Annotated in this window: 16 protein-coding genes; 7 read left to right on the forward strand and 9 right to left on the reverse strand. The window is 63.2% G+C overall.

All coding sequences use genetic code 11. The features are described from left to right. Positions 1-38: 38 nt before the first annotated feature. Positions 39-503, reverse strand: coding sequence for a DUF488 domain-containing protein (locus HCN50_RS08070; RefSeq protein WP_171709066.1), 465 nt, complete (start codon positions 501-503; stop codon positions 39-41). Between the two features lie 168 nt (positions 504-671). On the opposite strand from HCN50_RS08070, the gene HCN50_RS08075 reads away from it, so the two are divergent. Further along, the gene (locus HCN50_RS08075; protein ID WP_171709067.1) at positions 672-1,613 is read left to right on the forward strand and encodes a Bug family tripartite tricarboxylate transporter substrate binding protein; all 942 of its coding nucleotides are present in this window, start codon (positions 672-674) and stop codon (positions 1,611-1,613) included. Between the two features lie 7 nt (positions 1,614-1,620). Here the strand turns inward: HCN50_RS08075 and HCN50_RS08080 are convergent, their stop codons facing one another. After that, positions 1,621-2,445: a DUF72 domain-containing protein gene (locus HCN50_RS08080; RefSeq protein WP_171709068.1), complete on the reverse strand. Its 825-nt coding sequence runs from the start codon at positions 2,443-2,445 to the stop codon at positions 1,621-1,623. 160 nt (positions 2,446-2,605) lie between these two features. Further along, the gene (locus HCN50_RS08085) at positions 2,606-3,088 is read right to left on the reverse strand and encodes a phasin family protein (RefSeq protein WP_311967476.1); all 483 of its coding nucleotides are present in this window, start codon (positions 3,086-3,088) and stop codon (positions 2,606-2,608) included. A gap of 392 nt (positions 3,089-3,480) precedes the next feature. On the opposite strand from HCN50_RS08085, the gene HCN50_RS08090 reads away from it, so the two are divergent. From HCN50_RS08090 to HCN50_RS08100, 3 genes are all read left to right on the forward strand, one after another. Next, positions 3,481-3,681, forward strand: coding sequence for a hypothetical protein (locus HCN50_RS08090; protein WP_171709070.1), 201 nt, complete (start codon positions 3,481-3,483; stop codon positions 3,679-3,681). Positions 3,682-3,995: 314 nt separating this feature from the next. After that, on the forward strand, positions 3,996-5,126 hold the full coding sequence (locus HCN50_RS08095) for a glycosyltransferase (RefSeq protein WP_171709071.1): 1,131 nt from the start codon (positions 3,996-3,998) through the stop codon (positions 5,124-5,126). A 108-nt stretch (positions 5,127-5,234) separates the two neighbouring features. Further along, positions 5,235-6,734 carry a glycosyltransferase family 39 protein gene (locus tag HCN50_RS08100; RefSeq protein WP_171709072.1) on the forward strand — a complete coding sequence of 500 codons (1,500 nt, stop codon included), beginning with the start codon at positions 5,235-5,237 and terminating at the stop codon, positions 6,732-6,734. Between the two features lie 13 nt (positions 6,735-6,747). Here the strand turns inward: HCN50_RS08100 and HCN50_RS08105 are convergent, their stop codons facing one another. Continuing rightward, positions 6,748-8,643, reverse strand: coding sequence for a CHASE2 domain-containing protein (locus HCN50_RS08105; protein ID WP_171709073.1), 1,896 nt, complete (start codon positions 8,641-8,643; stop codon positions 6,748-6,750). 12 nt (positions 8,644-8,655) lie between these two features. Next, the gene (locus tag HCN50_RS08110; RefSeq protein ID WP_235976822.1) at positions 8,656-9,183 is read right to left on the reverse strand and encodes a FecR domain-containing protein; all 528 of its coding nucleotides are present in this window, start codon (positions 9,181-9,183) and stop codon (positions 8,656-8,658) included. A gap of 265 nt (positions 9,184-9,448) precedes the next feature. On the opposite strand from HCN50_RS08110, the gene HCN50_RS08115 reads away from it, so the two are divergent. From HCN50_RS08115 to HCN50_RS08125, 3 genes are all read left to right on the forward strand, one after another. Further along, complete coding sequence (locus HCN50_RS08115) at positions 9,449-10,234, forward strand: DUF899 family protein (RefSeq protein WP_171709074.1); 786 nt, start codon at positions 9,449-9,451, stop codon at positions 10,232-10,234. A gap of 332 nt (positions 10,235-10,566) precedes the next feature. Continuing rightward, positions 10,567-11,709 carry a tlde1 domain-containing protein gene (locus HCN50_RS08120; RefSeq protein WP_171709075.1) on the forward strand — a complete coding sequence of 381 codons (1,143 nt, stop codon included), beginning with the start codon at positions 10,567-10,569 and terminating at the stop codon, positions 11,707-11,709. 489 nt (positions 11,710-12,198) lie between these two features. Then, positions 12,199-12,975, forward strand: coding sequence for a Crp/Fnr family transcriptional regulator (locus HCN50_RS08125; RefSeq protein WP_171709076.1), 777 nt, complete (start codon positions 12,199-12,201; stop codon positions 12,973-12,975). Between the two features lie 161 nt (positions 12,976-13,136). Here HCN50_RS08125 and HCN50_RS08130 read toward each other — a convergent pair whose 3' ends face one another. From HCN50_RS08130 to groL, 4 genes are all read right to left on the reverse strand, one after another. Further along, positions 13,137-13,337: a hypothetical protein gene (locus tag HCN50_RS08130; RefSeq protein ID WP_171709077.1), complete on the reverse strand. Its 201-nt coding sequence runs from the start codon at positions 13,335-13,337 to the stop codon at positions 13,137-13,139. 52 nt (positions 13,338-13,389) lie between these two features. Beyond that, positions 13,390-13,602 carry a hypothetical protein gene (locus HCN50_RS08135; RefSeq protein ID WP_171709078.1) on the reverse strand — a complete coding sequence of 71 codons (213 nt, stop codon included), beginning with the start codon at positions 13,600-13,602 and terminating at the stop codon, positions 13,390-13,392. A gap of 211 nt (positions 13,603-13,813) precedes the next feature. Further along, the gene (locus tag HCN50_RS08140; protein ID WP_235976823.1) at positions 13,814-14,260 is read right to left on the reverse strand and encodes a phasin family protein; all 447 of its coding nucleotides are present in this window, start codon (positions 14,258-14,260) and stop codon (positions 13,814-13,816) included. Between the two features lie 419 nt (positions 14,261-14,679). After that, the gene (groL, locus tag HCN50_RS08145; RefSeq protein WP_171709079.1) at positions 14,680-16,320 is read right to left on the reverse strand and encodes a chaperonin GroEL; all 1,641 of its coding nucleotides are present in this window, start codon (positions 16,318-16,320) and stop codon (positions 14,680-14,682) included. Position 16,321: the final 1 nt, after the last annotated feature.

Raw genomic sequence — 16,321 nt, forward strand, 5'->3', positions numbered from 1 at the left:
CGGGTCTGGTGCTGACGCACCATCCCGGAATGACCCTATCACTGCAACGGCGCGACCAGATTCTCCACCTTCACGCCGTCGCGCTCCTCGATGATCTCGGCGATCCATTGCCGGTGGCAATGGGTATGGTCGCGCTCATAACAGAGAATGCACACCGGGCCCGCTTGCTTCACCAGCGCCGACAGCTCGTCGAGCTCCTCCTTGGCTTGCACGGTGTTCAAATGCTTGGAATAAATCCGGTGGAGCAGATCGAACTTGCCGCTGCGCGCGGCCTCGCGGCCGGACTTCGGCGTGCCGAGGCCCTTGAGGTGCAGATAGGAAATGCCGCGCTCATCGAGACCCGCGGCGAGCTGATTCTTGGAGAAGCCGGGCCGCCGCGAGGAGGCGACGGCGCGCACGTCCACCAAAAGCTTGACGCCGGCGGCCTCGAGCTCATCGAGCACCGCCTTTGCCGGGGTCTGCTCGTAGCCGATGGTGAAGAGGCGTTTGGTCCTGCGGGCCATCTCGATCCAGACGTTATGTCGCTGCGCAAGGCTATTGTAACGGTCGGTCGATTGCTACATCCGCGTTGCCGACAGAGGCCTCATATCGCATAGTTCCCGGAAAGAGCCAGTCGATGGCCGTCGTCACGGGGGGATGCGATGAATCGAATTTGCCGCTCGCTAGCATGGATGCTCGCGCTCATCGTGTTGGGTGGTGCCGCAGCGCACGCCCAGTCCGGTTATCCCGATCGCCCGGTGAAAATCATCGTCCCGATCGGCCCCGGCGGCAGCTACGATCTGGTCGGCCGCCAGCTTGCGGACGCGCTGTCGAAGCGGATGGGGCAGGCTTTCGTGGTCGAGAACAAGCCAGGCGCCGGCACCGTGGTCGGCACGCAGGCGGCAAGCCAGAGCGAGCCGGACGGCTACACGCTGGTGGTCGGCGGGCTCTCCAACATGGCCTTCAATTCGGCGCTTTACTCCAAGCTCGGCTACGATCCGCGCAAGGACTTCGTGCCGGTCGCGCTGATCTACAAGTTCGGTTACGTGATGGTCGGCCGCAAGGATCTGCCGCATGGCAAGCTGCAGGACATCGTTGCAGCCGCGAAAGCCAGCCCGGGCTCGATTTCGGTTGCGACGGCCGGCGTCGGCACGGGCCAGCATCTGGTCGCCGCCGCATTCATGAAGGCGGCCGGCGTGAAATTCCAGGAGATACCATACAAGGGTTCGCCGCCGGCCTTTACCGATCTGCTGGCGGGCCGCATCGACCTGTTTTTCGATTCGATCGCCGCCGGATTGCCTTACGTGCAATCGGGACAGGCGAAGGGCATCGCGGTGCTGTCGTCGAAGCGCAGCCCGCTGGCGCCCGATGTGCCGACCATGTCGGAGGCCGGCGTCTCCGGCCTTGATGTCGATTCCTGGCTCGGCATCTTCGCGCCCGCCAGGACGCCGCCGGAGGCCATCGCCAAACTGCGTCGCGAAATCCGCGCCGCGCTGCCGGAACTGAAGGAGCGTTTTGAGAAGAGCGGCGGGGAGGCGTGGGATCTGCCGGACGACAGGCTCGATGCCTTCGTCGCGTCCGAATACGAGAGCTGGACGAAACTGATCCGCGAGGCCGGCATCAGGCTCGACTGAGCTCGGGCTACTTGACGCGCTCGATCAGCTCCATCGCGCCCGCCGGCGCGCGGATCTTGCCCTCGTGGATCACATAGGCGAACACGTCGCGCGGCATCTTCTTCGGCTTGGCCTTGTCGACCCGCGGCAGATCGTCAGGCTCGCCGCCACTGGCCCACGCCTGGAAACGCTTGGCCCAGGCGTCGAGCTGCTTCGGCGGATAGCAGGTCTTGAGTTCGTCATTGCCCTTCTGCAGCCGCGCATAGACGAAGTCGCTGACAACGTCGGCGATCGCCGGATATTTGCCGTGCTCGGCAAACACGACGGGCGTTTCGAACTCGCGTAGCAGGGCGATGAACTCCGGCACGCAGAAACTGTCGTGCCGCACCTCGACCACATGACGCAGCGCGCGTCCCTCGAGCTTGCGCGGCAGGAGTTCGAGAAACTTGCCGAAGTCGGCCCCGTCGAATTTTTTGGTCGGGGCGAATTGCCACAGCACCGGACCGAGCCGGTCGCCAAGTTCCATCACGCCGGAATCATAGAAGCGCTTTACGGAGTCGCCGGCCTCGGCCAGCACACGGCGGTTGGTCGCGAAGCGCGGTCCCTTCAACGAAAACACGAACCCGTCGGGCACCTCACGCGCCCATTTGCGAAAACTCTCCGGCTTCTGCGATCCGTAATAGGTGCCGTTGATTTCGATCGAGGTCAGCTTCGATGCGGCGTAGGATAGCTCCTTCGCCTGCGCAAGCTTCTCCGGATAGAAGACCCCGCGCCACGGCTCGAAGGTCCAGCCGCCGATGCCGATATAGATGCTGCCGCTGTTTTTTGCGGTCGATTTGGCAGGCTTGCTCACGGGAGACTCGTCGGAAAATTGAGGGGGAGGCTCGGACCGATGTTAGCCAAAGCGGCCCTGATTGGCCAGTTTGCCAGGGCGCCGACCGATGGACTTAGCCCTTGAACAAAAAAGGCTCCGGAAATCGGAGCCTTTTGCCTCGTTCAATTGCGCCAAGCCGTTAGCGCGAGCTTTGCGACTTGCCGTGCGTCGCCGGCGGCTTGCCTGCCAGCCCCTTGAATGGGTCGAGGGTCTGCCTGGCGAGCCGATTGTGAAGTTCGCAGATCTTCTGCGACTCCGCGACCGAGGTCTCGTAAGCCCGCTTCATGAATTCGCTTTGAACCGTCATCGCCTTGTCGAGCGAGCGAGCGCCGCTGAGCTGCTCGACAAAGGACCCGAACTCCTCGATCGATTTCCTGGTGTAGTCCCGATAGGCGTTGGCAATCGTCTGCAGGCTCACCGGCGCGGGCTCGGCCGGGGATTCGGCTGCCGCTGGCGGGGCCGATGCGGCGGCCTCGGCCGGCGCTGGCTGGGCCAATGCGGCCTCGGTTGGCGCGGGCTCGGCCGGCTCGGGCTCCGTCGGCGAGGGCGCCTCGGCCGGCGGCTGCGGCTCGGGCGAGACGGCAACGGCATCGACTGACTCGTCGACGGCCGGCTGATCCACCTGAGGACTCTCCGCGCGAGCCGGCTTCGGCTGACGATCCTGATCCGGGCTTTGCAATTCAACCGGCGCCGGGCTCACGGTCGGGCTTTCCTGGGGAGCGGCTTTCTTGCCCCGCTCTCCCTTCCGATTGCGCCGTCCGGATTTCCCGGGCGCTTTGCCCTGATCTGTATTCGACATCTTTTTCCCCTATTCCCTTTCAACCCAAAGGCCGAGACTCCGCCATGTTTACGATGGAATCGCGGTTCTTGCTTGTCCGTTGCAGGGCGCTCGCGTGGTGAGATTTTGGACGTTGGCCCCGGGGCCGGTATTGGCGGCCGCTGATACCGAGACTATTCCTCCGCGCGCTTTTTCCATGATATCAGTTCCCGGTCAGGCGTAGGGGATAATTGAGTATGAATTCGCAGTCAGTCGCCGGCCTTTTGGGAGCCATTGTCGCGTCGATCGTGATGGTGGTTGCGATCGCCTACGGGCCGATCGGCCAATATGGCAAGCCCGCCAAGCCGGCCAGCCTCCAGCAACCCGCGCCGGCGCTGCAGCCGGTTCCCGCGACGCCGGCCCCGCGCGGGCCGGTGATTCGCGAGGTGCCGAACTAGTGCCCTTGCGGAAGGCCCCAGGCATTCCTATCTGGTGCCTAACGGCGACGTTGATGCGTTAGAGCTCCGGCGCTGGGACGACCATGAATAGTTTGGCTGCGCCGGATGTACGCGCACCCTCTGTTCGTGGTCGTTGGCATTTTCAGAGCATTTTCAAGCGAAGTGGGCCCTGGATTCCAATCCGGCAGCGGCTATTGATTCGCCCCGCGTCGGACAGGTACCGGGACGATCTCGCCTCCGCTTCATCGTTCAGTCACCTCGTTCCTGAAGCTCGCCTTGGCATGTCAACCGGCTGCGGATATACGCTGCCGGTCATGAATGACGCCATCAAACCGGGCTCCGAAACCCCGTCGCAGGCCGGTTTGCCTGAGCTTTCCGTCGTTGTCCCGACCTTCAACGAGCGCGACAATGTGACCGTGCTGTATCGGCGGCTGGGAGCCACGTTGGCCGGCATTGCCTGGGAAGTGGTCTTTGTCGACGACAATTCCCCTGACGGGACCTGGGAAGTGGTACGGGCCTTGGCGTGCAAGGATTCCCGTGTCCGCTGTATCCGCCGGATCGGGCGGCGCGGACTATCGGGCGCTTGCATCGAGGGCATCCTGGCCTCCAGCGCGCCCTATGCCGCCGTCATCGACGCCGACCTGCAGCACGACGAAACGCAGCTACCGAAGATGGTGGCGCTATTGCGCAGCGGCGAGGCCGAACTCGTGGTCGGCAGCCGCTATATCGAGGGCGGCAGCGCCGACAGCTTCAACAAGCAGCGGGCAGGGGCCAGTCAGCTTGCGACCGAGGTCGCCAAGCGCACGCTGAAGGTCGAGATCGCCGATCCCATGAGCGGCTTCTTCATGATTCGGCGCGACCGCTTCGAGCAGTTGGCGCCGCAGCTCTCGACCCAGGGCTTCAAGATCCTGCTCGACATCATCGCGACCGCGCAGGGCAAGCTGCGCACCGTCGAAATTCCCTATACGTTCGGTTCGCGCCAGCATGGCGAGAGCAAGCTCGATTCCATGGTGGCGCTGGATTTCCTCGGTCTGGTGCTGGCCAAGCTGACGCACGATCTGGTGTCGCTGCGTTTCCTGTTGTTCGCGATGGTCGGCGGCACCGGCCTTGTCGTGCATCTGGTGGCGCTGTTCATCGCGCACGAACTCTTCAGGGAGCCGTTTGCCGAGGCGCAAGCCGCCGGTGCGCTGGTCGCGATGACCAGCAATTTCATCCTGAACAATTTCCTCACCTATCGCGACCAGCGGCTGAAGGGATTTGCGATCCTGCGCGGCCTGTTGCTGTTTTATCTGGTCTGCGGCGTCGGGCTGCTCGCCAATGTCGGTGTTGCCTTCGCGGTATTCGACCAGGAGCCGATCTGGTGGCTCGCGGGCCTTGCCGGCGCGCTGATGGGCGTGGTCTGGAACTATGCGATGTCCGGCCTGTTCGTCTGGCGCAGGCGATAACCGATAGCGTTTTCAAGCGAAGTGGATACCGGTTCGCGTGAAGAAAACGCGTCAGAACGATACACTGGAGCCCGGTTCTGATCTGATCAGAATGGAGAGGGCTCCAAAATGACCCCGAACGAGGCGCGGATTGCCCTCAACACGGGTCTTGCGATCCTGGCGCTGGTTGGCCTGCGCCTGATCGCCGCGGCGTTCACGCCGATCACCTTCGACGAAGCCTATTACTGGATGTGGTCGAAGCACCTCGCCGGCGGCTATTACGATCATCCGCCCATGGTCGCGGTGGTGATCCGGCTCGGCACGATGATCGCAGGCGATACCGAGTTCGGCGTCCGATTGGTTTCGATCCTGCTAGCGCTGCCGATGAGCTGGGCGATCTATCAGGCGGCCGCCATCCTATTCGGCAGCCGGCGCGTGGCCGCCTCGTCGGCTATTCTCTTGAACATTACGCTGATGGCCGCGGTCGGCACCATGATCGTCACGCCTGACGCGCCGCTCTTGGTGGCTTCCAGTCTGCTAATGTTTGCGCTCGCCAAGGTGCTGCACACCGGCCAAGGCGCGTGGTGGCTCGCGGTCGGTGCCGCCGCGGGTTGCGCGTTGTTGTCGAAATACACCGCGCTGTTCTTCGGGCCCGCCATCCTGATCTGGCTGATCGCCGTTCCGAAGCTGCGGCACTGGCTGATCTCGCCCTGGCTTTATCTCGGCGGGCTCGTCGCGCTCCTGCTGTTCGCGCCGGTCATTCTCTGGAACGCCGAGCACCACTGGGTCTCCTTCATCAAGCAAATGGGACGGGCGCGGATCGAGGATTTCCGCCCGGTCTACATCGCCGAACTGCTTCCGACGCAGATCGCGTTTGCGACGCCGCTGGTATGGATCCTCGGCGCGATGGGGCTTTACGCGCTGCTCCGCCGCCGGGTCGGCGCGCCGCCGGCGCGTGCGCTCCTCAATGTGATGTTCTGGATCATCGTCGCCTATTTCGTCTGGCATTCGCTGCATGCCCGCGTCGAGGCCAACTGGTTTGCGCCGGTCTATCCGGCGTTTGCCATTGCTGCCGCCGTCGCCGCGCATCTCGTCGAATGGGCGCCGCACTGGCAGCACCTTGTTGATTTCTGCCGGCGCTGGGCGGCGCCGGGCGGCGTCGTGATGTTCGTGCTGCTCGTCGTGCAGGCCGATACTGGACTGCTGTCGGGCTATCGTCGCGACGCCACAGTGCGCAGCATCGGCATCGGCTGGCGCGAGACGGCCGCCGCGATCGAAGCGGCGAGGGCGCAAACGGGCGCCACCTGCGTGCTGGCCTCGGATTACGGCACCACCGGCTGGCTCGCCTTCCACCTGCCGAAGGGGACGTGCGTCGCGCAGCAGAGCCAGCGTATCCGCTGGATCAACATGCCCGAGCCCGACGCAGCGCAGCTCGCCGGACCGCTGCTTTATGTACGCGAGCTCTGGCCGGGCGACGCACCGTTAAAGGACAGGTTCGCCCGCGTCGGGAAGGTCGGCGAAGTCGAGCGCAAGCGCGGTCCCCTGGTGGTCGAAACCTACGCGCTCCATCTCCTGCAGGGGCCGAAGGGTGAGGTATTCGACCGCACGCCTCCGCCGGAACTGCAATAAGGCGGCGCATCAATCACTCGGCGGCGTCGGGATGCGCGCGTTGATCCGGCCTGGAATGTTCGTTCCGCCACAGCCAGACCTTGAGCGAGCCGGACCTGCCGCGGATCTGCGCATCGACAGGACCGGCGAGGCTGCCGGTTTTCAGCCGCGCGCCGGCGCCTTCCGCCGCGATGCGCAACGTGTCGCTCAGCGCCAGCCGGACATCGTGGCGGGCCGCTACTTCCATCAGCCGGCTTGCCACGTTCACGGTGTCGCCGGTCGCAGTGATGTGCTGATGGTTTCGGCCGCCGAGCCGGGAGGCGACGATCGGTCCGAAATGCGCACCGATCTTGAATCCGATCCGAGCGGCGATCGCCGGCGGCAATGCCTTGATCCAGCGTTCGGTCTTCACGCAGAGCGCGATCGAACATTGCCCCGCGCGCGCGGCATCGTCGGGCGCCGCCTCCGGCAGGCCGAACAGAATCATGGCTCCATCGCCGAGGAAGCTTGTGATCACGCCGCCGCAGCGCGTCGCTTCCTTGTCGACCAGGGCGTGAAACTCCTTCAGCAGACCCCGGGTAGCATCGGGATCGAGCGTCTCGCTGAGCGAGGTAAACCCGGACAGGTCGACGAACACGACGGCGGCATTCTGCCGGACCGGCGCCAGCAGGAAGTCAGGATCGCGCTTCAGCCATTGCTGCAAGCCCGGTGTATGGAATTGTTCGAGCAGCTTGTTTTGCGTGGCGAGATGCTGGGCGCTGCGCCGGCCCGACCATAGCTGGATCCCGCCGAACAGCATCAGCGGCGGCGCTACGGCGGCGATGGTCGTCGCGGCGTCAAGCCAGATGCCGTGCGCGAAAGCAATTGTGTTCGCGGCCGCCCATGCCAGAATCACCGCGCTGACCGTAACCAGACCGATCGCGTTTCGCCGCCAGGCCAACAATCCGACCAGCAGCACCGGCAGCAGGATCGTGGTGATGGCGTCGGCGATGCGGACCGGCCGGTCACGAACGATGCCGTCTCCTGCGACCAGATGCGTGATCGCGGTAGCGATGATTTCCACCCCCGGCATCAGCGAATCGAACGGCGTCGGAAAAAAGTCGCCGGCGCCGATTGCGGTCGCGCCGAGCACGACGATCCGGCCCGCAATGGCTTCCTTGTCGACATCGCCGTCGATCAGGTTGGCGGCGCTGATGGTGCGAATGGTCTGACGCGGGCCATAATAGGAAATCGGCAGGGTGTAACCGGAAGCCGTTGGAATCGGCCGGTCGCCGAACAGCAGGCGGTCGGGCTCAATGGTCAGCTTCTGGCCGATCGCGACGGAGGCGACGCGAAGCGGAAACGACAATTCGATATTGTCGCGCGTCCGGAACAGCATCGGCACCGATAAAGGCGTGCCGGTCTGGCCCGTCGCCACGTTGGCAATGCCGACTTCCGCGTGTTCGGCAAATGCCGGGAGCGGCAACAGGAAGCGGTTGGCCTTCGGCAGGCGGGTCAGTGGACCGTCGCTCTCCGCAGACGGCTGAACGGTGTTGGAAAATACTGCCGCCGCGGCAAGCACGGTCGGTCGCGCCGCGAACGATTTCGCGAGCGCCGCATCGCCATCGGCGGGTCCCTTGTCGATCAGCAGCAGGTCGACGGCAATGACCTTCGGCTCCAGCCGCGCGATCGCCTCGACGATCCTGGCGATCTCCGTTCGCGGCAACGGATAAGTGCCGCCGAGCTTGACGAGGGTATCGTCGATCGCGACGATCGTGACGAGGTCCGGCGGCGCCTTTACGCCGCGCGCCAGCGTTCGTACATCGGTCAATGCCGACTCGAGCCGGTCGAGAAACCGCATATGGCCGCTCGAATGGCCGAGCCATATCGCGCCTGCCCATAATCCCGTGCAGAGCAATGCAACCAGAATATGAAGACGTCGACGGCTCATTTTGCCTGGCTTCTATTGTCCCAATCTTGCCATCAGGGCGCTAACGCGCGCCGGCGGCCAGCGCTTTACGATCAGGTCGCCCGTTGTCTCGACGTCGACGCCGTCGCCGGCGCCAAGCACGACACTGCCTCGGCCGCCAGGGCGCGCGACGCTTACCCGGCCATCGACAACAAAGACGGAAGTTTTTCCGCCTTCGGCATCGACCGTCCATTTGGTCCCGCGCACGGCGGCAATCGCCTGTGGCGTGATCACGTCAAACCGGGTGCGGCCCGGCTTCTTCGGCACCTCGAGCAGCAGCGCCTTGTTACTGAGTTCGACAGAATCGACCTGGCCGTCGCGGTTGCGATCACTCAGCTCGAACTTGGCACCGCTCTCGGCCACGATCGTGATCGCCCTCTCACAACGCAAGGTCTGTGTTCCCTGAGCCGTCGGTGCGGACGTGCAGCCTGATGCTGCCGGCTGGGCCGCCGCAGGCCCGGCAAGTAGCAGCAGCGCACCTGCCAAGGCGATCGATCCAACGCGTGCCAGCATCATGGTCATGGCAGCTTCCCCTTGGGTACGGGCGAATATAGCGAATAAGGGTGATACGGTACCGTATCACGCCCTCCAGTGCAAAGCCGATGGCCGGCGATAATGTGTCTACGCGCCGCGATTAAGGTTCGGGGATAGCTGCAATGCGTGAAACAGGCCAAAAAATCCGCCAAAACGAGATGAAACCGCCGGTTTAGCGCCGTTTTTTTCGTGCTGTCGGTCCGGCAAGGCGTGGAACGTCTTCCAATGGTCCAGTCCAACAGGAGGTATCGCCATGTCCGGTTCCGCACTGAAACCAGCCGCCGAGCTTGCACGCGCAAACAACGTGCGCTTTCCCAACGAGAGCGCCGAATATCGCCGCGCCCGCGAGCAATTGCTGGCGGAAGAGATCGAATTGCGCCGCCACATCGAGCGCGTAGCCGCATTGCGCCGTGCGCTCCCGCCTGGAGGCGCGGTAACAAAGAACTATGAATTCGAAGGCGAGAGCGGCAAGGCAACCTTGTCGGACCTGTTCGGCGACAAGCAGACACTCGTGATCTACAGCTACATGTTCGGCCCGCAGCGCGAGCAGCCGTGCCCGATGTGCACCTCGTTCATGAGCACCTGGGAAAGCAAGCTGCCCGATGTCGAGCAGCGCATCGCCTTCGTGTTCGTGGCACGCTCCCCGATTGCGCGGTTGACCGCGGCGAAGAAGGCACGCGGCTGGACGCGGCACCGGATCTATTCCGATGTGTCGGGCGATTACACGCGCGACTATGTCAGTGCGACCGATGCGGACGCGCCCGGCTATAACGTGTTCACGCGCCGCGACGGCAGCATCCGCCATTTCTGGTCCGGCGAAATGGGTTCTTCGACCGCCGACCCCGGACAGGATCCGCGCGGCGCACCCGACATCGATCCGCTGTGGACCATTCTCGACACCACGCCGGAAGGGCGCGGCAAGGATTGGTATCCGCGGCTGAGCTACCAGCGCTCACGACGCGCTGAGGTGGACCTTGATGAAAGTCCGATGGCCTACCGCCGGAGGTGCTGGCCGAACACGCCGGTTCGATCAAGGTGAGCACACGCTGCGTTCGTCCGTGGTGGCGATGGCGCCGGCGAGAATGAATTCGGCCCGTTCCACGGATTGAGGCCTAACTTGGCCCGATATGGGACACCCGGTGCGAGCCGACGCCGGATGTCCCTGTTTGGGTCCAAATTCCGGATCATTACGGGGACAATTTCCCCAATAGTTCCATGGATTTGCACCTGCCTTACATCCGCCTGCGTTTAAGCCGGATTTAACTAAAATTCGCCTTAATGACGCTCGGTGCCTCTGCGAGATGCTGCAGGGACGTCTCCGGACGCAGCATCAATTGGGGACTTGGTGGAATTGTTCTGGGCGTTGTGTGAATGAGTAAGCGTACGCGTGCGTTCGGCCCTGCGGCTCAAAACCGCAGGAAATCCTCCCGTAAAGCCATTCCCCAATACTTCCTCGGCGGTGTCGCGGTTGCAGGCCTCGTGCTGGGCTGCGCCTGGACCGTTTACAGCAACGTGATCGGCGCGAGCATCTATCCGTCCGTGAACAGCGCGGCTTTCGAGGCGCCCGCGGTCAAGAATTCCAGTGTGGTCGCGATCCACCCAATGCAGCCGGCCTTCAACGAAATCTTCGCATCGCTGGAGCAACGCCCGTTGGTGATGCCGGCGCCGGAGAACGTCGCGAGTTCGCTGATGTTCAGCGAAAGGTTCGCTGCCGCGGCCGCACAAGGCGAGCTCTCGCGGGCAGCCGAGTTCAAGCCCGTCGAAACAGCGAAACTGGCGGAAGCCCAGCCGCCGACAGAAGCGCCAAAGGCCGTCGAGACGCCCAAGCGCGCCGAAACACCCAAGCCGAAGGTTGCGGCCCCGGCGACCCAGCTTGCGCTCAATGTCCCGGCACCGGCAGCGCAGGAGCCCGCGAAGGCGCCGACCAACCCGCTTCGCGACATGGCGCAACGCGCCAAGGCGGCGGTGATGTCGATCGGCTCGACCGACAGGTCGAACATGGTCGAGAAGCTGTGGGGTAAGCAGCCGTCGAACGCGCTGTTGGCCTATGCCTCTGCCGACGCCAGCGTCACCGGAAGCATCATCGATACCCGCAGCCAGAACCCGATGCTCGGCGGCTCACCGCCCTATGATCGGCAGACAGCGGTCTATGATATTTCCGCGAAAACGGTCTACCTCCCCGATGGCACCAGGCTGGAGGCCCATTCCGGTTTGGGCTCCAAGATGGATGACGTTCGCTCCGCGCATGTGCGGATGCAGGGCGTAACGCCGCCGCACATCTACGAACTGAAGCCGCGCGAGGCGCTGTTTCACGGCGTGCCGGCGCTGCGGCTGACGCCGATCGGCGGCCAGGACAAGATCTTCAACCGCGACGGACTGCTCGCCCACACCTATATGCTTGGGCCGAGCGGACAGTCCAACGGCTGCGTCTCCTTCAAGGACTACTACGCTTTCCTCGACGCCTATCGCAACAAGGGCATCCGCCGCCTCGCGGTGCTCGCGAAGATTCAGTAATCGTCAATCGTCTGCGAAAGCGAACCCTCTCCACGTCATCGAGCGAAGCGAAGCAATCCACAGCGCCGCTTAGCCGAAGCATGGATTGTTCGTCGCTTCACTCCTCGCTGCGTGGAAGGCCACCGAGGGGTGGCGCTTGACGTATCGATCGGAACGGCGGTGCAATAGCGCAACACAGTGGCTGCATTACCTTCGCTGCATTATAATGCCGGCCCGCAATGGAATTGGAACCGCGTGTCTCCCGTAAGCTTACGGTGTTACCCATGCGTTTTTTGCGGTTGCGTCCGGCGGCCCATTTGCATCTAATTTCTCAGAGCATAGCGGGCAGAAGGTTCGCGTCGGCACCGAGCGTTTGGAGTTTATTTTAGGGATGAGAGCGCGTTGTGAATACGCGTACAGAATGCAGATTTTATCTATGTTGAGACGGTCGTTTCGCGACACTCCAAATGGAGAACGCCGCAGACGCATCGCCGCGGGTTCTCCGCAGTGATGTCTCGCCGCGGCACGGGCAATCGCCTTCTTGCAGCTTTGCCGACGCTGGACCACGATCTGCTAGAGCCCGAACTTGAGTTGGTCGCACTCGATCAGGACGCGGTCCTTTCGCGGGCGGGTGACGATATCGAGTACGTGGTTTTCCCCCACAGCGGCGCCATCACGCTGATGATCGACATGGCGGACGGGCACACGGTCGCCACCGCGGCAATCGGGCGTGAGGGAGCCGTCGGCATGCTTTCGGTGCTCGGGCCATCACCTTCGGCCACGACGGCCGTCGTTCGCGCGGCCGGCACCGCGTCTCGCATCCCTGCATCGCGGTTTTACGGCGTCTTTAACCGCAGCCCCGCGATCCGACGCATGGTTCAAAATCACATCAAGGCGATGTTGATACAGTTCCAGCTCGGGTTGGCCTGCAATGCGCTGCATCCGGTCGAAATGCGCATGGCACGGTGGCTGCTTCAACTGCGGGACCGCGTCGATCAAGATGTGCTCCCGCTAACCCAGCACGCGTTGTCGCAAATGCTTGGCGTGCGGCGTACGACCGTGACGCTGGTGATGCGCAATCTGCGCGCGCGCGGGGCGATCAGATCCGATCGGCGAGGCCTGATCGAGATCGATCGGGTGCGGCTCGCCGCGGTAGCTTGCGAATGCCATCGGGTCATGCGTCTTGAGGTCGAGGAGATTTTCTCGGCGAATTCGGACCAATCTCGCGCGCCGATTCCGTTCGAAGACGGGCGCACCCCTGGAAGAAAGTCGGGTGGTGTCCGGTGAGCGCTCGCGCGATCCCTTGACCTCGTATCTTCCGCTGCGGCGTTCCCGAAAAGCTCCGTGGAGGGGAAGGGGCTAGCTGACGCGCGTAACCCATCGCCGCCCGTCCTTCGAGACGGCTGCGTGGCAGCCGTCCCAAGATAAGGTCAGTGTGCGTCCCGAAGTCAGGTATCCCGCGGCCAGTCACGTTCGTCCGGTTGCGCGGATCGTGCCTCGAGCTTCGCAATTTCTCGCAGCACCTTCGCCGTCTCGCGCAACTCCTTGCGCTCCGGACCCGGCTTTAGCCGTCGTGCCTCATCAAGGATGTCCTTGGCCTGCAGCAGCCAGGTGGATGTCTCGGCGGATGTCTCGTTTGAGATTTGCATGCGCGGCATCGTGTCCCCCTCATCGCAGTCATCGGCTGATCGGCGTCAAGGATTACGACGGCGAGGCTGCGCCCCGATGCCGCACCCGGATGCTCGGCTCGTCGACCCACGCTTCGCGCGCAAACCAGGGATGATCGGTGTGGCAGATCACGCAACGCGTGCGAGAGAAAAACACGGGACGCCGGCCGAAGCTCTCGCGATCAGTCTTGATACCTGTGGGAATCGGATGTCCGGTTTCCGGACATTTGACCATCACCATACCCATGTCGCCCTCCTTGCGATTGCCCATTGTGTTGGTGCGAAAAGCACCGGCCGGTTGGAGTGCGCCTGTCGTCGGTGCAGGTGACTTGGGGGCATCCGCGCACCTCGTTCGGTAGAGCAGGGGCTGGTGGGGGGCCTCCTATGCTCACCTGGCTTGGTCCAACCGGCCGGATCTCTCCTCAAAACGTTTCCTGGTTGTGAAATCTGCGGGCTTTTTAGCCTGCCTTGTGAAGAACCTTGCTGAAGTGCTTCCTGACCGGCTCACCCGTTTCGGTCGCAAGCTTCTGGGCAAGCGTCCATAATTCCCTGTTCTGGTCGGAAGCGGTTTCGAACGCCTTGCGGGTTTGCGCGGCTGACAACGTAAAAACGTCGGCCGCCGATTTGCTAGCGCAGAGATGGATCAGGAAATCGAGCGCCGAGGCGGCATTGGCGTTTGAGAGTTCAAACACCTTCATCCCGTAGTCGGTCGCACTTCTGGCATTGCTTGACCAGGTCTCGCGCAGCGCTTCGGTCATCTCGTCCGAGGCGGTCCTGATCTTCTCGAAGCCTTCCTGTGCGCGGGCGAGGACCTGCTCGTTGCCGCCGATGCCAGGCAAGGCGATCTTCGAGAAGTCCAGCAGCGGCATCCCGAAGAAGGCATTGGTTCCGTTCGTCGCTTTCATTTCGCTTTCACTCACGCAGCATTACCTTTCCCAAGCGAAAGCATTCTCCGCAACGCTCGCTTGCGTCACGAGAGCTCGCGCTCCGTGTTGATTCAGATTTTGGATGAGCTTTGATTTAGCCCCTTACCCACTACGACTTTGCGCTAAGAGAACGAGAGCGTCGGTTCGAATTGCGACTCTCGCGAAAAATTTTTTCGGGGTTTGTCAATACAAACGAACGTATATTTGTGGCGTGTTGTGCATAACAAGGATATCTCAGAGAGCAGGCAGACTTCACTTCAGCGTAGCGTTGCAAGAAAAACGACGTTCACTCGCGTTAGGGCGAGCACCAAAACCCTCTGCAAAACAAAAACCCCGGCATTTCTGCCGGGGTTTTGCGTTTCTTGTATTCGCCTTGCGAGGCCGGACCTTACCGGACCTTAGAAGTCCATGCCGCCCATGCCGCCGCCGGGGGGCATGCCGGCTGCCGGAGCGTTCTTCTTCGGCAGTTCGGCGATCATGGCCTCGGTCGTGATCAGGAGAGCCGCGACGGAAGCCGCGTTCTGGATCGCGGTGCGGACCACCTTGGTCGGGTCGATGATGCCCTTGGAGACCAGGTTGCCGTACTCGCCGGTCTGCGAGTCGAAGCCGTAGTTGTACTGGTCCTTCTCGAGGATCTTGCCGACGATGACCGAGCCGTCTTCACCGGCGTTGACCGCGATCTGGCGGGCCGGCGCAGACAGCGCCTTGCGCACGATCTCGACGCCGGTCTTCTGGTCGTCGTTGGCGGTCCTGATGCGCTTGAGCTGCTCGGTGGCGCGGAGCAGGGCGACGCCGCCGCCCGGCACGATGCCTTCCTCGACCGCCGCGCGGGTCGCATGCATCGCGTCATCCACGCGATCCTTGCGCTCCTTCACCTCGACTTCGGTCGCGCCGCCGACGCGGATCACCGCGACGCCGCCCGCGAGCTTGGCCAGACGCTCCTGCAGCTTCTCACGGTCATAGTCCGAGGTGGTTTCCTCGATCTGTGCCTTGATCTGCTGCACGCGGGCCTCGATGTCGGCCTTCTTGCCGGCGCCGTTGACGATCGTGGTGTTCTCCTTGTCGATCATCACCTTCTTGGCGCGGCCGAGCATCTGCAGCGTGACGTTCTCGAGCTTGATGCCGAGATCTTCGGAGATCGCCTGACCGCCGGTCAGAACCGCGATGTCCTGCAGCATGGCCTTGCGGCGATCGCCGAAGCCCGGAGCCTTGACGGCCGCGACCTTCAAGCCACCGCGCAGACGGTTGACGACGAGGGTGGCGAGCGCTTCGCCTTCGACATCTTCGGCGACGATGAGCAGCGGCTTGCCGGTCTGCACCACGGCCTCCAGCAGCGGTAGCAGCTCGTTGAGCGAAGAGAGCTTCTTCTCGTTGATCAGGATGTAGGCGTCGTCCATTTCAACGCGCATCTTGTCGGCGTTGGTGACGAAGTAGGGCGAGATGTAGCCGCGGTCGAACTGCATGCCCTCGACGACGTCGAGTTCGGTTTCGAGCGACTTGGCTTCCTCAACCGTGATGACGCCCTCGTTGCCGACCTTCTTCATGGCGTCGGCGAGGAACTTGCCGATCTCGGCGTCGCCGTTGGCGGAGATGGTGCCGACCTGGGCGATTTCGTCGTTCGAGGTGACCTTCTTGGAGTTCTTCTCGAGGTCGGCGACCACGGCTTCCACCGCGAGGTCGATACCGCGCTTCAGATCCATCGGGTTCATGCCGGCAGCAACCGACTTGGCGCCTTCACGGACGATCGCGGCTGCCAGAACGGTCGCGGTGGTGGTGCCGTCGCCGGCCGCGTCAGCGGACTTGGAGGCGACTTCGCGCACCATCTGGGCGCCCATGTTCTCGAACTTGTCGTCGAGCTCGATCTCCTTGGCGACGGTGACGCCGTCCTTGGTGATGCGGGGAGCGCCGAACGACTTGTCGAGCACGACGTTGCGGCCCTTCGGACCGAGCGTCACCTTGACGGCGTTGGCGAGAATGTCGACGCCGCGCAGCATGCGGTCGCGGGCGTCGACGCCGAATTTAACTTCTTTAGCGGACATA

It is taken from the genome of Bradyrhizobium archetypum, assembly GCF_013114835.1.
Taxonomy (GTDB): Bacteria; Pseudomonadota; Alphaproteobacteria; order Rhizobiales; family Xanthobacteraceae; genus Bradyrhizobium; species Bradyrhizobium archetypum.

Bases quoted from the DNA above. Each gene is read 5' to 3' on its own strand.
- HCN50_RS08070 (WP_171709066.1), bottom strand. From the start codon at position 503: ATGGCCCGCAGGACCAAACGCCTCTTCACCATCGGCTACGAGCAGACC.
- HCN50_RS08075 (WP_171709067.1), top strand. From the start codon at position 672: ATGCTCGCGCTCATCGTGTTGGGTGGTGCCGCAGCGCACGCCCAGTCC.
- HCN50_RS08090 (WP_171709070.1), top strand. From the start codon at position 3,481: ATGAATTCGCAGTCAGTCGCCGGCCTTTTGGGAGCCATTGTCGCGTCG.
- HCN50_RS08095 (WP_171709071.1), top strand. From the start codon at position 3,996: ATGAATGACGCCATCAAACCGGGCTCCGAAACCCCGTCGCAGGCCGGT.
- HCN50_RS08100 (WP_171709072.1), top strand. From the start codon at position 5,235: ATGACCCCGAACGAGGCGCGGATTGCCCTCAACACGGGTCTTGCGATC.
- HCN50_RS08105 (WP_171709073.1), bottom strand. From the start codon at position 8,643: ATGAGCCGTCGACGTCTTCATATTCTGGTTGCATTGCTCTGCACGGGA.
- HCN50_RS08110 (WP_235976822.1), bottom strand. From the start codon at position 9,183: ATGACCATGATGCTGGCACGCGTTGGATCGATCGCCTTGGCAGGTGCG.
- HCN50_RS08115 (WP_171709074.1), top strand. From the start codon at position 9,449: ATGTCCGGTTCCGCACTGAAACCAGCCGCCGAGCTTGCACGCGCAAAC.
- HCN50_RS08120 (WP_171709075.1), top strand. From the start codon at position 10,567: ATGAGTAAGCGTACGCGTGCGTTCGGCCCTGCGGCTCAAAACCGCAGG.
- HCN50_RS08125 (WP_171709076.1), top strand. From the start codon at position 12,199: ATGTCTCGCCGCGGCACGGGCAATCGCCTTCTTGCAGCTTTGCCGACG.
- HCN50_RS08130 (WP_171709077.1), bottom strand. From the start codon at position 13,337: ATGCAAATCTCAAACGAGACATCCGCCGAGACATCCACCTGGCTGCTG.
- HCN50_RS08135 (WP_171709078.1), bottom strand. From the start codon at position 13,602: ATGGGTATGGTGATGGTCAAATGTCCGGAAACCGGACATCCGATTCCC.
- HCN50_RS08140 (WP_235976823.1), bottom strand. From the start codon at position 14,260: ATGAAAGCGACGAACGGAACCAATGCCTTCTTCGGGATGCCGCTGCTG.
- groL (WP_171709079.1), bottom strand. From the start codon at position 16,320: ATGTCCGCTAAAGAAGTTAAATTCGGCGTCGACGCCCGCGACCGCATG.